The organism is Gilliamella sp. BG1, assembly GCF_046635625.1.
GTDB classification, from domain to species: Bacteria; Pseudomonadota; Gammaproteobacteria; order Enterobacterales; family Orbaceae; genus Gilliamella; species Gilliamella bombi.
In genome coordinates, this window is sequence record NZ_JBIDFG010000008.1 from 112,426 (window position 1) to 127,035 (window position 14,610).

At 34.2% G+C, this 14,610-nt stretch carries 16 protein-coding genes; 6 read left to right on the top strand and 10 right to left on the bottom strand.

The features are described from left to right. Positions 1–7: 7 nt before the first annotated feature. The 5 genes from hscB to iscR are packed head-to-tail and all read right to left on the bottom strand — an operon-like array spanning position 8 to position 2,975. Complete coding sequence (gene hscB, locus ACGH80_RS05755) at positions 8–526, bottom strand: Fe-S protein assembly co-chaperone HscB (RefSeq protein ID WP_296300510.1); 519 nt, start codon at positions 524–526, stop codon at positions 8–10. 15 nt (positions 527–541) lie between these two features. Next, complete coding sequence (gene iscA / locus ACGH80_RS05760) at positions 542–865, bottom strand: iron-sulfur cluster assembly protein IscA (protein WP_065561024.1); 324 nt, start codon at positions 863–865, stop codon at positions 542–544. Then, positions 865–1,251, bottom strand: coding sequence for a Fe-S cluster assembly scaffold IscU (gene iscU, locus ACGH80_RS05765; RefSeq protein WP_034911174.1), 387 nt, complete (start codon positions 1,249–1,251; stop codon positions 865–867). The genes iscA and iscU overlap by 1 nt, the downstream gene beginning before the upstream one ends. 15 nt (positions 1,252–1,266) lie before the next feature. Then, on the bottom strand, positions 1,267–2,481 hold the full coding sequence (locus tag ACGH80_RS05770; RefSeq protein WP_065626326.1) for an IscS subfamily cysteine desulfurase: 1,215 nt from the start codon (positions 2,479–2,481) through the stop codon (positions 1,267–1,269). Between the two features lie 38 nt (positions 2,482–2,519). After that, positions 2,520–2,975 (bottom strand): Fe-S cluster assembly transcriptional regulator IscR, encoded by a 456-nt coding sequence (iscR, locus tag ACGH80_RS05775; RefSeq protein ID WP_065589729.1) that lies wholly within the window; start codon positions 2,973–2,975, stop codon positions 2,520–2,522. Between the two features lie 162 nt (positions 2,976–3,137). Between iscR and sltY the strand changes: the two genes are divergently transcribed. Together sltY and trpR are read left to right on the top strand one after the other, a co-directional pair. Further along, on the top strand, positions 3,138–5,075 hold the full coding sequence (gene sltY / locus ACGH80_RS05780) for a murein transglycosylase (protein ID WP_296318063.1): 1,938 nt from the start codon (positions 3,138–3,140) through the stop codon (positions 5,073–5,075). A gap of 11 nt (positions 5,076–5,086) precedes the next feature. Then, on the top strand, positions 5,087–5,377 hold the full coding sequence (gene trpR / locus ACGH80_RS05785) for a trp operon repressor (protein WP_296318064.1): 291 nt from the start codon (positions 5,087–5,089) through the stop codon (positions 5,375–5,377). Positions 5,378–5,423: 46 nt separating this feature from the next. On the opposite strand, the gene robA is transcribed toward trpR, so the two are convergent. The 3 genes from robA to ACGH80_RS05800 form a co-directional block, all read right to left on the bottom strand. Beyond that, positions 5,424–6,341, bottom strand: coding sequence for an MDR efflux pump AcrAB transcriptional activator RobA (gene robA, locus ACGH80_RS05790; RefSeq protein ID WP_065611182.1), 918 nt, complete (start codon positions 6,339–6,341; stop codon positions 5,424–5,426). A gap of 96 nt (positions 6,342–6,437) precedes the next feature. Continuing rightward, positions 6,438–7,013, bottom strand: coding sequence for a Fe-S biogenesis protein NfuA (gene nfuA / locus ACGH80_RS05795; RefSeq protein ID WP_065561041.1), 576 nt, complete (start codon positions 7,011–7,013; stop codon positions 6,438–6,440). A gap of 117 nt (positions 7,014–7,130) precedes the next feature. Continuing rightward, positions 7,131–7,781 carry a phosphoribosyltransferase family protein gene (locus ACGH80_RS05800; protein ID WP_296300507.1) on the bottom strand — a complete coding sequence of 217 codons (651 nt, stop codon included), beginning with the start codon at positions 7,779–7,781 and terminating at the stop codon, positions 7,131–7,133. A 315-nt stretch (positions 7,782–8,096) separates the two neighbouring features. Here ACGH80_RS05800 and ACGH80_RS05805 point away from each other — a divergent pair, with 315 nt between their 5' ends. After that, positions 8,097–8,663: a peptidylprolyl isomerase gene (locus ACGH80_RS05805; RefSeq protein WP_296300506.1), complete on the top strand. Its 567-nt coding sequence runs from the start codon at positions 8,097–8,099 to the stop codon at positions 8,661–8,663. A 58-nt stretch (positions 8,664–8,721) separates the two neighbouring features. Here the strand turns inward: ACGH80_RS05805 and pepB are convergent, their stop codons facing one another. After that, positions 8,722–10,002 carry an aminopeptidase PepB gene (pepB, locus tag ACGH80_RS05810; protein ID WP_411630672.1) on the bottom strand — a complete coding sequence of 427 codons (1,281 nt, stop codon included), beginning with the start codon at positions 10,000–10,002 and terminating at the stop codon, positions 8,722–8,724. Positions 10,003–10,105: 103 nt separating this feature from the next. Between pepB and ACGH80_RS05815 the strand changes: the two genes are divergently transcribed. After that, positions 10,106–10,879, top strand: a complete 774-nt coding sequence (locus ACGH80_RS05815; protein ID WP_411630673.1) for a tyrosine-protein phosphatase — start codon at positions 10,106–10,108, stop codon at positions 10,877–10,879. Between the two features lie 50 nt (positions 10,880–10,929). Here ACGH80_RS05815 and ACGH80_RS05820 read toward each other — a convergent pair whose 3' ends face one another. Continuing rightward, on the bottom strand, positions 10,930–11,547 hold the full coding sequence (locus ACGH80_RS05820) for a 4'-phosphopantetheinyl transferase family protein (protein ID WP_411630674.1): 618 nt from the start codon (positions 11,545–11,547) through the stop codon (positions 10,930–10,932). 120 nt (positions 11,548–11,667) lie between these two features. On the opposite strand from ACGH80_RS05820, the gene metC reads away from it, so the two are divergent. Next, positions 11,668–12,849, top strand: coding sequence for a cystathionine beta-lyase (gene metC / locus ACGH80_RS05825; protein ID WP_174799316.1), 1,182 nt, complete (start codon positions 11,668–11,670; stop codon positions 12,847–12,849). Between the two features lie 62 nt (positions 12,850–12,911). After that, the gene (gene tilS / locus ACGH80_RS05830) at positions 12,912–14,231 is read left to right on the top strand and encodes a tRNA lysidine(34) synthetase TilS (RefSeq protein ID WP_174799315.1); all 1,320 of its coding nucleotides are present in this window, start codon (positions 12,912–12,914) and stop codon (positions 14,229–14,231) included. Positions 14,232–14,610: the final 379 nt, after the last annotated feature.

The following is a 14,610-nucleotide window of genomic DNA, read 5'->3' on the forward strand; positions in this document are numbered from 1 at the left end:
TCTTAAATTATAAATCAAATTGCTTTTCTTGTAACTTTTCGATTTGTTCAATCAATCTGGCAAGATAGCGAATTTTGTAGATCTGATTAAGTGCTTTTGACCAATCTTGATTAGTAATAAATTGTAATAATTCGTTATAGACTATCTTTTGACGAGCAACAATCTCAGCATAAAAATCATCTAATAATTCAAAATTATCTTTACTTTCGATATCATCAAGTCTTTCACGTAAAACAAATTGCTCCATTAAAAAATCAGTATCATGAATAATACTTTGTTCAGTTGCTACGTCAAAACCTTGTAGAGATAAAAAATACTCAGCGGCTTTAATTGGATTTTTTAACGTATGATAACCATCATTAATTATTGCTGACTTTTGAACAATTGCTACTTTATCAATATCGTTTACAACAGCAAAATTATCTGGATGATATTGCTTTTGCAATTGCTGATAATGAGTTGCTAGTTGAGCGACATCCACCGGCAATTGAGCTGGCAAACTAAATAGCTCGAAGTAATTAACCATAATTATTGTGTCCGATTAAACATTAAAGCTTTCGCCACAGCCACATTCGTGCTTCGTATTAGGATTATTAAACTTGAAACCTTCATTTAATCCTTCTTTAACAAAATCAAGTTCAGTACCATCAATATAAACTAAGCTTTTTTTATCCACGATAACTTTGACATGTTTATCTTCAAAGACACTATCATCATCATTAATCACATCGGCAAACTCTAAAACATAAGCCATACCAGAACAACCAGATGTTTTAACACCTAATCGTAACCCAACACCCTTTCCGCGATTAGCCAAAAAGGCTTGAACACGATCAGCTGCGCTATTAGTCAATGTGATTGCCATTAACGTTGTCCTTTTTTGGTTTTGTAGTCATCAATAGCAGCTTTAATTGCATCTTCCGCTAAAATTGAACAGTGAATTTTAACCGGAGGTAAAGCAAGTTCTTTAGCAATATCCGTATTTTTGATAGCTTCTGCTTCGTCTAATGATTTACCTTTTATCCATTCTGTAACCAATGAACTTGATGCAATTGCACTACCACAACCATAAGTTTTAAACTTAGCATCTTCAATAATACCGTTGTCATTCACTTTGATTTGTAGACGCATCACATCACCACACGCCGGTGCGCCAACCATACCACTACCAACATTAGGATCATTTTGATCAAACGAACCAACATTACGTGGGTTTTCGTAATGATCAACAACTTTTTCACTATATGCCATAATTTACTCCCAATTTTAATGTGCTGACCATTTAATCTTTGTTAAATCAACGCCATCTTTAAACATTTCCCAAAGAGGCGATAAATCCCTTAATTTCCCAATAGATTCTCTAATTAATTTAATGACATAATCAATTTCTTCTTCTGTGGTAAAACGACCAATAGAAAATCGAATTGAACTATGAGCCAGCTCATCATTAAGCCCTAATGCCCGTAATACATAAGACGGCTCTAAACTCGCAGATGTGCATGCAGAACCAGATGAAACAGCTAAATCTTTTAAAGCCATCATCAACGATTCACCTTCAATGTAAGCAAAACTCACATTTAAGATATTTGGCACACTGTGCTCCAAAGAACCATTTAAATAAACCTCTTCAATGTCTTTTAAACCATCCCATAAACGATTTTTTAAAGCCAATAAACGAGGCATTTCAGTAACCATCTCTTGTTTAGCTATATGATATGCTTCACCCATGCCCACAATTTGATGCACAGGTAAAGTACCAGAGCGCATACCTCGTTCATGACCACCGCCATGCATTTGAGCTTCAATACGAACACGCGGTTTACGCCTTACATAAAGCCCACCAATACCTTTTGGTCCATAAATTTTATGACCAGAAAATGACATTAAATCAACTTTTAAGTTAGCTACATCAATTGGTAATTTACCAACAGACTGGGTTGCATCAACATGAAAAACAATGCCTCTTTCACGGCACATCTCACCAATTTTTTCGATGTCTTGTATTACACCCGTTTCATTGTTGACATGCATAATTGATACAACGGTTGTATCACTACGCATAGCCGTTGCAAGTTTATCAAGATCAAGGATCCCATCGGATTCTGGCGTTAAATAAGTTACTTCATAACCTTCTCGCTCAAGTTGGCGACAAGTATCAAGCACAGCCTTGTGCTCAGTTTTACAAGTAATAATGTGCTTACCTTTGGCTTGATTAAAATGAGCGGCACCTTTAATTGCTAAATTATCAGCTTCTGTTGCCCCTGACGTAAAGACAATTTCGCGTGAATCAGCACCAATAAGATCGGCAATTTGATTACGGGCAATATCAACGGCTTCTTCAGCTTGCCAGCCAAATTTGTGGGAACGAGATGCTGGGTTACCGAATATACCGTCTGGCGTTAAATACTGCATCATTTTTTCAGCAACTCTAGGATCTACAGGCGTTGTCGCTGCATAATCCATATAAATAGGTAGTTTCATTAATTACTCCCAATGAAAAATTCTGTATTCTATTTTTATTAATTAATTTGAACGTGTTGTATATTACTTTGTCGGCTAGCAACAGCTTTAACTTCTTTATTATTGACCAATTCACTCAATGTAATGCTAGTTAAAAAGTCCTCAATTCGTTCACTTAAATCATTCCACAGTGTATGGGTTAAACATCTAACACCGCCTTGACATCCATCTTGCCCGTGACATTTTGTCGCATGCACTGTTTCATCGACAGCTTTAACAATTGAACTAATAGCAATTTGATCCATAGAACGACTCAGTATATAACCGCCACCAGGGCCTCTAACACTGCGCACCAAACCATTTTTTCGTAATCGAGCAAACAATTGTTCAAGATAAGAAAGTGAAATTTCTTGACGTTCTGAAATATCAGCTAGTGATACCGGTCCTGAATCTGCATGTAAAGCAACATCAAGCATTGCTGTCACCGCGTATCGCCCTTTTGATGTCAGTTTCATTGAGCATTCCTTTATATGTGTGTATGCATATTGTATATATCCTTTCGATTTAGTCAAGTATTTAGTTGAGTGTTTTAGTAGGAATTAAACCGCAGTTCATTATCGACGAATCATAGCTTAATATGCTAATCTAATAAACTAAATTAACATAGGAGTTAAAGGATGAAATTAGTATTACGTTATTTTTTGATAATTAACCTATTGTTCACAGGTAACATTTATGCAGATAGTTATCAAAAAGGTCGAGAAAATTATCAAAAATGGCTTAACTCCTATCAATCACTTAACTTTGAAGAACAGCAAACATTACTCTCTACCATAAAAGATTATCCATTGTATCCTTATGCTGCTGTACAGTTTTTTCAGAGTAATATTAAAATCGTTTCACCACAAATGGTAAGCGATTTTATTAATCAATATAATAATTTTCCGCTAACAGCTTCATTAACACAATCTTATTTAAGCGAATTAAGCAATCGTCAAGATTGGAATTCAATCGTTTCGTTCCCAAAAGATAACTCCATACTCTCTAACTGTCGTTATCAATATGCATTACTACAACAAGGAAATAACGAGGTTGCTTTTAGCTCTGTTGAATCTCTTTGGATGACAGGCAAAGAACTTCCTTCTGCATGCGATCCATTACTTGACGCTTGGGCTCAAGCAGGTAAACGGACAGCTAATTTAATACTATTACGTATCGAACTTGCTATTGATGCAAATAATTTAAAATTAGCCAAACACCTAGCTAATTTACTTGATGACAACTACAAAACAACAAAAATCAATTTACTAGCTGTTCTTAATAATCCTAAAAAATTAGAAGATTTTTCAAAAAATATTAAAGCTAGCTCTTTCACTAAAAAAGTTGTCTTATCATCATTCCCTCGCTTAGTAAAAGCTGATATGAATTTAGCTGCAGCATTATTACCAAAATTAGTTAAACAGCAAACTTTAAGTAAAGCAGAGCAGGTAGCATTACAAAAGAGTTTAGCTAACAGCTACTTTAAAAATTCTGCAACAGATGAACAAATTAAATGGCGTGATAGCTATATTGAAAAATACCACGATACAACATTAGTTGAAAAACGTATCCGCCTTGCTATCGATAACTATAACTTCACAGACATCGCTTATTGGATAGCACAACTATCACCAGAAGATCAATTAAAAGAAGACTGGCAATATTGGCAAGCTAGAGTTTTATTAAATAATAATAAAAAAAGTGAAGCTAACAAAATTTTGCAAACACTCACAACCAAACGTGGGTTTTATGGCATGATAAGTGCACAAACTCTTAATCAACCTTATTCGATCAATAACCAATCACCAAAGATTACACCATCAGAAATATCAACCTTAAAAAGCAAATACGACAATCAACCCTATGTAAAAAGAATTAACGAATTACGTTATTTAGGAATGCTTTCAGAATCAAGCTACGAATGGCGATATATGTTAAATAATCAAAAAAATAAGAATGAATATTTAGCATTATCTCAATATGCTTTACAAAAAGGGTGGGGGGATCTTAGTATTCAAGCAACCATTGCAGGCAAACTCTGGAATAACTGGACAGAGCGTTTGCCTATTATGTACAAAGATTTATATAACAATGCATTAAAAGATAAAGCTATTGGTTTATCTTATGCTTTAGCTATTTCTCGCCAAGAAAGTGCACTTGATACTACTGTCAAATCACCTGTCGGCGCCAGTGGATTAATGCAACTAATGCCAGCTACAGCAAAAGAGACAGCTAAAAAAGTTAATTCATTAACTTATATTTCATCAGCACAATTGTTTGATCCTCAAACAAATATACAGTTAGGCACTACCTATTTAAACACTGCTTATCTACAAAATGATAAAAATCGTATATTATCTTCAGCCGCTTATAATGCTGGTCCAAATAATGTTAAGCGCTGGCTAAAAAAGAGTAACGGAAAACTTGATGCAGTAGCATTTATCGATAGTATACCGTTTACTGAAACACGTAATTACGTCAAAAACGTATTGGTATATGATTATATTTATCAAGTAATCTTAGGGCAAAAAAATGTCAATTTTCTTAGCTCAAATGAATTTAATAAACAATATTAATGGTGATTATAATGAAAACTAACGAATGGAAACAAACAGTTGAATTATTACACCAAGCATTTAACGATGGTTATTCACTGGATATATTAAAATTACTAATGACAGCCGATGAGCGAGATGCTTTAATTACTCGAGTTAAAATCGTACATTCATTACTTGATGGTTCAATCAATCAACGCCAACTTAAAGAGCAACTAAAAATTGGTATTGCAACTGTAACAAGAGGCTCTAATAGCCTAAAAGAGACAACTCCAGAATTTAAACAGTGGTTAGAAAAGATTTTATTAAACTCAGATAACTAAATAATTCAGTCAATATCTAATAGCAGATTTTTATATCATATTATAACTATAAACTTGATTGGATATTGACTTCACTATCAGCAACAACCGGCACACAATAATCACACTCCATATGCTTAATATCCTTAAACGATTCAACAGAGTCATCGCGAAGATTATGATGAATCTCAATTACACAACTAGAGCAACGTAAGCGTACCTTTAATGCTGGCATAGCAGCTAAATGCACTTGTGAAATAAAATCGCCAAACTCATCAGGAGAACCAATATATCTAAAGCAAAGATACAATCCTCCTTCATTAACTATCTGCTCAATATGCTCTAAATTATTATTCTGATCTAAAGCAATTGTATAAAAAAGCTCTTGTTCATTAGCATTATCTTTGCTTTTCAATATACGGCTAAAAGCATAAATTTTATCTGGCAAGTTTTCACATGTATTGCCACAACGAGATATATAATTATGAAAAAATTGCGATCTTAGTTTATTTTCTTCATCTAATAATTGACTCAAATTGCAATTATTTTTAAAGGTGATACCCCAAAACGTTTTTTGAGGCATATTAACAAATTTTGGCTCAGGCAATGAAAACCGGTTTTTATTAAGCTCAATAGCAGGAGTTAATCCTGTAGGATCCCAAATATCTCCTCGTCGGTAACTTGCTGGAGTTTCATTGAATTGTTTTTTAAAAGAACGAGTAAATGTTTGTTGAGAATCAAAACGATATTGCATCGCAATATCTAAAATAGGCTTACTTGTCATGCGTAAAGCAAGCGCAGCATAAGTTAAACGACGATGTCGAATATAAGTACCAAGAACTTGACCAGTTACCTCTTTAAACATACGTTGTAAATGCCACTTTGAATAACCTGATTTTTGTGCAACATGATCAATAGATAATGGTTGTTCCAAATTTTTTTCAATCCAAACGATAAGATCTGAAATAATACTAACTTGATTCATAAAACCCCATCAGAATGTCAAATGGCAAACGTTATCCGATTATGACTCAATCCCAGCAATAAGCAAGATTTAAATAAAAATTATTTTCTGCCATTATTAGCAAAAAGAATGAGCTCCAGCTTGGTGTTCAGTAATATCTTTTACACCAGCGAGTTCAGGAAACTCTGCCATTAATTGCTTCTCAATACCTTCTTTCAAAGTATAATCAACCATTGAGCAACCATTACACCCCCCACCAAATTGTAAAACAACATAATTATCTTCGGTCAACTCCACTAAACTAACATGGCCACCATGGCTAGCTAATTGCGGATTGACCTGTGCTTGAATTGCGTAATTAACACGCTCAATAAGAGGTGCATCATCAGCTACTTTTTTCATTTTTGAATTTGGTGCTTTTAATGTTAACTGCGAACCTAATTCATCAGTCACATAATCAATGACAGCTTCTTCTAAAAATGGCGCACTAATTTCATCAATATAAACTGAAAAATCAGCATACCGTTCTTCTATATCGCTATCTTCTATAGTATCAGCAGGGCAATACGAAACACCGCATTCAGCACTTGGAGTACCAGGGTTAATAACAAATACTCGAATTTGTGTTCCATCAGGTTGATTAGCAAGCAATTTTTTAAAGTGCTGTTGAGCTGATTCAGAAATAGTGATAATAGACATAATCCCTCACTTTAATGTAGTTAGGTAATAAACAAACCTAACATCATTTATAATATATTAATAATAATAGTTGACTAACTCTCTTGGTTATTATAGGGGTTGTTTAGGATTTTACAATACTGTACGGCATAAACAAACAACATAAACATTCGTTGCTCCACAATTTTTTAGTTGCTGACTAATTGCATTAATCGTATTACCTGTTGTAACGATATCATCAATAAGCATTACTGATTTATGTGAAAGATTTTGATGGCATGTAAAAAGCTTTTCAACATTAGTGATTCGCTCTGTAAGAGATAGTTTTTTTTGATCTTGTACATTTGACGTTCGAGATAGTAAATAAGGATAAAATTCACAATCTAACCATCTTGCAATCGGTTTTGCCAATAACTCAGCTTGATTAAAACCACGAGACCAATAACGAAAATGATGCAATGGCACACAAGTGACCAAATCGGGCTTAATTAACGCATCGATTTCTCGCCGTTGATACCAAGCCAAAAACATCAATCTTGCCAATGCAGTACTCAATTCAATTTTGTTGTAGAACTTTAGATGATGAATCAATTTTTTTAAAGGATTAACATACTCAGAAACAGCAATAAGTTCATCCCAATAAGGTTTCTTTGCACGACACCGATAACATATATCAGTCGATAAAGAATGTGGTAAACAGCATTGATGGCAGACTTTATTAAATTTAGGTATATTTTGAACACATTGGCTACAAATGCCATGATGAGATAGAAATAAAGGCATATCACACAAAATACATCGCATAAAATTTAACAGTTTTTTTGTAAAAAAGTTTCAGGTTACACTATGTTTCAGTATAAAAACGGTTAGTATAAAAAAGGGAGTTATAAAAAACATTTTTTATAACTCCTTATCTTATTAATGTTTAAAATCAGGTTAACATCAATAAAATAGACCAATCAATTTTTTAATTAAATATAATTAAATCGTTATACGATATACAGCACAAAAAATTATCCGATTTTGCATAATTGTTATTTAAATTAGCTTAATATTCGGTATAATCAGCCAATTCAAATGGAAAGAGGTTTTTATTATATGAGAAAAATCAAACTATTAATTTTAACATTACTGCTAACAATTTTTTCAACTGTCGCCTCAGCTACTCCTCAAGTCTTATTACAAACCAGTATGGGCGATATTGAGATTGAACTAGACAGCGAACATGCGCCAATTACCACTAAAAACTTTCTTGATTATGTTAATAGTGGTTTTTATGAAAATTTAACTTTCCACCGTGTAATTCCTGGATTTATGATTCAAGGTGGTGGCGCTGATGATCAACTAAAATTTAAAGAGAATAATCCACCAATTAAAAATGAAGCAGACAATGGTTTAAAAAATGATCGTGGCACCATTGCAATGGCAAGAACGAGTGAAATAAACAGCGCAACCAGTCAATTTTTTATCAACGTAGTAAACAATGATTTCCTTAATTACAAATCACCAGAACAATATGGTTATGCTGTATTTGGTAAAGTAACTAAAGGGATGGATATAGTTGATAAAATTGTTAGTGTCCCAACTAAACGCGTGGGACCACATCAAAATGTGCCAGTTGAGCCTATTTATATCAAAAAAGCAATTGTTATTAAAAATGATTAAAATTGCACTTTGTTAACAAAAACCACTTTAAAACCACTTTTTAAAAGTGGTTTTTTGTTTATTTAAGCTGACTAAGTAAATTAGCAATTGTCCTCACACCAATACCTGTTGCCCCTGTTGCCCATAGAGCTGTGGCGCTTTTACGGAATGTTGCAGAACAATCAATATGTAGCCAATTTTTTTGATAATTTTTAATAAAATGCGATAAGAAAGCCGCAGCAGTACTTGCCCCAGCAGTATTAGGTATACCTGAATTTGCTATATCAGCAAATGATGATGGGAATTGCGAACGATGAAAGTCGGCTAATGGTAATCGCCAAAAAGCTTCATGCTCAATATCGCTACTAGCTAACAATTGGCTAGCAAATTTATCATCAAACGAAAGTAATGACTGATAATCATTCCCCACCGCAATCTTAGCCGCTCCAGTCAGTGTTGCACAATCAATAATATAATGAGGCTGGTCATTATCAGCACAAATTAAACCATCAGCCAAAACTAGTCGCCCTTCTGCATCAGTGTTATCAACTTCAACCGTTTTACCGTTACGGTAACGAATAATATCGCCTAATTTAAACGCATTGCCACTGACTAAATTATCCGCGCAACATAGATAAAGTTTAATACGTTGATTTAAACCGCGCGCAATGGCTAATGCTAATGCACTTGTTACTAACGCAGCCCCACCCATATCTGAGCGCATTGACTCCATAAAATTACTTGGTTTTAAACTATATCCTCCTGAATCAAAGGTAATACCTTTACCAACTAAACAGGCTGTTATCGGTGAATTAGGATTTTGGGTTGGGTTATAATCTAGTTCAAGCAAAGCCGCTGGCCGATCCGAACCTTTTCCAACCGTATAAATGCCCATATAATCTTGCTCTCTTAAAGCTTCACCTGAAATGATGTTGTAAGTCACAGCAGATGAGTAAGTGCTAATTAACTTAGCTGCTCGTGTGGCTAACTCAACAGGACTTAATGTTTCAGCTTGTTCATTAATAATATCCCGACACCAATCAATAATTTCTATACGATGTTTCAATTCTTGTTTGTCTTTGGTGTTGAGTTCTGACCAAGTTACTTTTGTACTTTTTTGGGCATTACGATAGCCCAACCAAAAATGCCAACAAGCTTCGATATCCCAATTTTCACCGCTTAGTTTAACCGAATTTATTCCTTGGTTATCTAACTTTCGACCTGCACGTTGAATCGCCCCTAAGCGATGTTCCGGTTTATAATGAATAGTAATCGCCTCGTTAGAAAAGCTCAGTAATGCATCTTTTCCCCACTGTTTTGATGCAGGTTTATCAGTTAGTAAAACAGATAACATCGACATAGTAAAAACCTCAAAAAATTGATAAACAACATAACAATGAGTTAATTCTAATCAGAAACGTGTTAATATAGCAAGTAAAGTTAAAAATAAATAGGGACGGGTTATGACATCAGTTGTACCAATAAAAAATGGGATTAATTTTCGTGATTTAGGTGGAATCAAAACAATTGATGGACGTCAAATTCGATCGGGTCTACTATACCGCTCAGGCGCATTCTCGCTTATTACACAACAAGAGCAATCTTTTTTAGCTAATCAGCTAAATCTGCACTACGTTTTAGACTATCGCGATCCTGATGAAATTGAGCGAAATCCAGATAAATTATGGCAAAATACTCATTATATTAATGTACCAGCTAATCCGTTGAGTAATACGATCACCGCAAGTTTAACAAGTGATCTAGGCAATGCTCACCAAACACTTAAAAAAAATGCTCCATTTGATTTTATGATTAAGCTTTACCAGTTACTACCATTTAATAACACAGCATATCAAAAACTTTCCTCAATCCTACTAAACTCACAAGGTAGACCATTGGTACAACATTGTGCTGTTGGTAAAGATCGTACAGGTGTTGGCGTTGCATTAACATTGTTTGCTTTGGGTGTTAGTGAAGAAACTGTCATGCAAGATTATTTACTAACAGAACAGCTATTGTCAGATTATCGTGAAAATCTATTAAGCCAATATCAACATAAAATGACGCCTGATGAGTTTGAAAAACGCAAATTAATTTTTGCCGCCAAAAAAGAGTATCTAACTGCGGCACTGAATGCAATTAAAACGCGTCACGGTACAATTGACAATTGGTTATCACAGGAATATCAATTAAACGAAACTAATAGAAAAAGAATTCAAGATATCTATCTGGTTTAATAAATAACAAGCCATTATCGCACCATAATAAATAATGGAAAAACATTGTATTAAGACAACAAAATTAATTTAGAGATCGGTTGATTGCTGTTCACCGACAGATGAACATTATCCACTTGACGATATTGATAATAAAATTCTTGTGCAAAAGGTGCCATAATCATCTGCTGTTTTAAGTCGACGTTAACCGATTTTATTTGCCAAACACCTTTAGCATAAAGCTTTAATGCAGACTCTTTTAATGTCCATAGTTGCCAAAAGGCTCTTAATGTATCATCTTGTTTAGTCATCCATTGATATTCGTCATCAGCAAAAAAATTTTTAGCTACTTTCAAATAATTTTTTCGTGGACGTGCTACTTCGATATCTAAACCAACCTTACCTACTAACGAAATCGCAACTGCTACCCAATCTTGGCTATGACTAATATTAAAATCTGGTAAGTGTGGCTCTAAAAAAGAGGGACGACCATTATCTCCAACCTTAATAACAGGTAACATCGAAATATCACAGTATTGTTTAAGCAAATGAGCCAAAATTGATCGGCAAACTAAAAACTGTTTTTTACGTTGGCCACTTAAATTATTCGCTTCATCAAGAAGCGTTTGAGGCAACAGTGAAAAATCAATGTCAGCATCCTTAAGACAAGCAAGTCGAACAATTAGCATAATTGGCAAGAAAATATTAATAAAATTTATTTTTTACTATTCTAACAGCATGCTATGCTAACTGTTATCAAAATTAATAAAAATATCAACCTTAATAAATAGTAGCAAGGGTGTATCATTATGTCATTACCAACAAAATTAGTTCATGCAGGACGTAAAAAGCGTTATACACAAGGCGCTGTTAATTCGGTTGTTCAACGTGCATCATCATTGGTTTTTGATTCAATTGAAACAAAAAAAGAAGCAACCAAAAACCGTGCTAATGGTGCATTATTTTATGGACGCCGTGGTACATTAACTCATTTTGCGCTACAAGATGCGATGGTTGAAATCGAAGGTGGAGCTGGTTGCTATCTATACCCTTGTGGCGCAGCTGCCGTCGCTAATGCTATTTTAGCTTTTGTTCAAGCTGGCGATCATATATTAGTGTCTGAAGCCGCTTACGAACCTACTCAAGAATTTTGTCAGCAAATTTTAAAAAATTTTGGTGTTGAAACAGATTACTTTACGCCATTAGTGGGGCACAATATTACAAATCAAATTAAACCCAATACCAAAGTCGTATTTTTAGAATCACCAAGTTCCATTACGATGGAAATTCATGATATTCCTTCAATGGTTAAAGCAATTCGCAGCGCCAATCCAGAAATTATTATTATGATCGATAATACATGGAGCGCCGGCGTATTATTTAAAGCATTAGATCATGATATTGATATCTCAATACAAGCAGGTACAAAATACCTAATCGGTCATTCTGATGCCATGATAGGCACTGCTGTTGCTAACAAACGCTGTTGGGAAAAATTACGCGAACGTTCTTACTTAATGGGACAAATGTGCGATGCGGATACCGCTTATATAGCCACACGAGGATTGCGAACATTAGCAATACGATTAAAGCAACACCACGAAAATGGCATAAAAGTAGCAAAATGGTTAGCTCATCATCCTAAAGTTGCTACCGTCAATCACCCAGCATTAGAAAGTTGTAAGGGGCATGAATTTTTTAAACGTGATTTTTCAGGTGCAAGTGGATTATTTTCTTTTGTACTCAAAGATCGATTAACTGACGAGCAATTATCTGATTTTATTGATAACTTAACTTATTTCTCAATGGCTTACTCATGGGGTGGTTTTGAATCATTAATTTTAGCCAATCAACCCGAAGAACTAGCAAAAATTAGACCTGTATCTGGTATTGATTTTAAAGGAACTTTAATTCGTCTTCATATAGGTCTTGAAGATCCCGATGATTTAATCGCCGATCTTGCTGCTGGTTTAGACAGAATCAAGCTATAAAAAATGAATCTATATAAAACCAATGCATTACGAATGTTTAGTTTAGCATAATTAAGTAGAAGATGAATAATCAAAACCAAATCACGTGTGACGAAATAATAAAACAAACAGTTTTTCATAATATAAAACACCACAAAGCGCTACTGGTTGCATATAGTGGAGGTGTTGACTCAACGGTATTAATGCATGTGCTTGTTAAGCTTAAAAAACAATTGTTACCAAATTTAGAACTAAGAGCGATCTATATTCATCATGGTTTGAGTAGCAATGCTGACAACTGGGCAACGCATTGCAGTCAACAATGCCAAACATGGCAAGTTCCAATAATTATTGAAAAAGTCAGACTTGATCCCATAGCGGGTAATATTGAAGAGCAAGCTAGAAATGCACGTTACCAAGCTATATATCACCATCTAAAAGATGATGAAACGTTATGTACAGCTCAACATCTTGATGATCAATGTGAAACTTTCTTCTTGGCATTGAAACGTGGCAGTGGACCTGCGGGATTGTCCGCAATGCCAAGGGAAAATCAACAACATCTTCGACCTTTATTAACAATATCACGATCACAAATTGAAACCTATGCGAATAAACATCAACTCAATTGGATAGAAGATGAAAGCAACCAAGATGATCACTACGACCGTAATTTTTTACGCTTAAAAGTCTTACCAATTCTTAATCAACGCTGGCCACATTTTTCGCAAATGGTTGCACGCAGTGCGGAATTATGTCAACAACAAGAAACGTTAATTAATGAGTTATTATTGGTAGAATTTAAGCAAGTTATCACCGAACAAAATCAACTGGCTATTGCACCATTAATGGACTATTCCGAGTATAAACGAAATGCAATTTTACGCATGTGGTTTAAACACAATCATATTAATATGCCAACACGCCAACAAATAACATTAATTTGGCAAACCGTTGCATTAGCAAAAGAAGATGCTAATCCGAAATTTATCTTTAATAACCAACAAGTTCGCCGTTATCAAAATCAACTTTATTTGTTAGCATTATATCAAGATATTGAACAGCAAATCCTAAACTGGGATTTAGCGTTGCCATTAACACTTCCAGATAATGTTGGCGAATTACAAGTTAATTATCAAACTGATTTATGTTGCCGCTTACCACAAGCAGATGAAAAAATCACCGTTAGATTCCATGCTCAAGGAAAATTTCAAATTGTTAATCGCCATGGTTCACGATCAATAAAAAAACTATGGCAAGAGCATAATATTCCACCATGGATGCGAACTCGAATCCCTCTAATTTACTACAACGAACAACTGATTTGCGCAGTTGGCGCATTTGTTACCGAACAAGGAAAAGGAACACAAATCGGTTTTATTCTTGTAAAGAATAACCTATAAGTTTATCCCCTAATAGGTTTTGTTATAGCATTTAGCTTGCTGACTTAATTTAGTTTTGATGGATTTTTCAACTTTGACTAGCTATAAATAATGGTTTAAGAACATTCATTCTTACAGATTAAAGGAATAAAAAGCTTCAATCAGGCTTTCTTAGGCTAGTTATAAATAGTCGGATAACTGACCATAAAGCGTTTAATCAAATCAGTGGCAGTTATTTTTTCTTTATGATATAAACGTCATATCTATTGTTTATAATAAGACGCTAATTTTGTTTTTTTATGCATATTCATTACAAATTACTGCGGATAACACGTAAACAATTTCTACATTTTATGTAAATAATATTTATTTTTTAATATTTTAGCATTAAATTTTTCTA

Bases quoted from the DNA above. Each gene is read 5' to 3' on its own strand.
- hscB (WP_296300510.1), bottom strand. From the start codon at position 526: ATGGTTAATTACTTCGAGCTATTTAGTTTGCCAGCTCAATTGCCGGTG.
- iscA (WP_065561024.1), bottom strand. From the start codon at position 865: ATGGCAATCACATTGACTAATAGCGCAGCTGATCGTGTTCAAGCCTTT.
- iscU (WP_034911174.1), bottom strand. From the start codon at position 1,251: ATGGCATATAGTGAAAAAGTTGTTGATCATTACGAAAACCCACGTAAT.
- ACGH80_RS05770 (WP_065626326.1), bottom strand. From the start codon at position 2,481: ATGAAACTACCTATTTATATGGATTATGCAGCGACAACGCCTGTAGAT.
- iscR (WP_065589729.1), bottom strand. From the start codon at position 2,975: ATGAAACTGACATCAAAAGGGCGATACGCGGTGACAGCAATGCTTGAT.
- sltY (WP_296318063.1), top strand. From the start codon at position 3,138: ATGAAATTAGTATTACGTTATTTTTTGATAATTAACCTATTGTTCACA.
- trpR (WP_296318064.1), top strand. From the start codon at position 5,087: ATGAAAACTAACGAATGGAAACAAACAGTTGAATTATTACACCAAGCA.
- robA (WP_065611182.1), bottom strand. From the start codon at position 6,341: ATGAATCAAGTTAGTATTATTTCAGATCTTATCGTTTGGATTGAAAAA.
- ACGH80_RS05800 (WP_296300507.1), bottom strand. From the start codon at position 7,781: ATGCCTTTATTTCTATCTCATCATGGCATTTGTAGCCAATGTGTTCAA.
- ACGH80_RS05805 (WP_296300506.1), top strand. From the start codon at position 8,097: ATGAGAAAAATCAAACTATTAATTTTAACATTACTGCTAACAATTTTT.
- pepB (WP_411630672.1), bottom strand. From the start codon at position 10,002: ATGTCGATGTTATCTGTTTTACTAACTGATAAACCTGCATCAAAACAG.
- ACGH80_RS05815 (WP_411630673.1), top strand. From the start codon at position 10,106: ATGACATCAGTTGTACCAATAAAAAATGGGATTAATTTTCGTGATTTA.
- ACGH80_RS05820 (WP_411630674.1), bottom strand. From the start codon at position 11,547: ATGCTAATTGTTCGACTTGCTTGTCTTAAGGATGCTGACATTGATTTT.
- metC (WP_174799316.1), top strand. From the start codon at position 11,668: ATGTCATTACCAACAAAATTAGTTCATGCAGGACGTAAAAAGCGTTAT.
- tilS (WP_174799315.1), top strand. From the start codon at position 12,912: ATGAATAATCAAAACCAAATCACGTGTGACGAAATAATAAAACAAACA.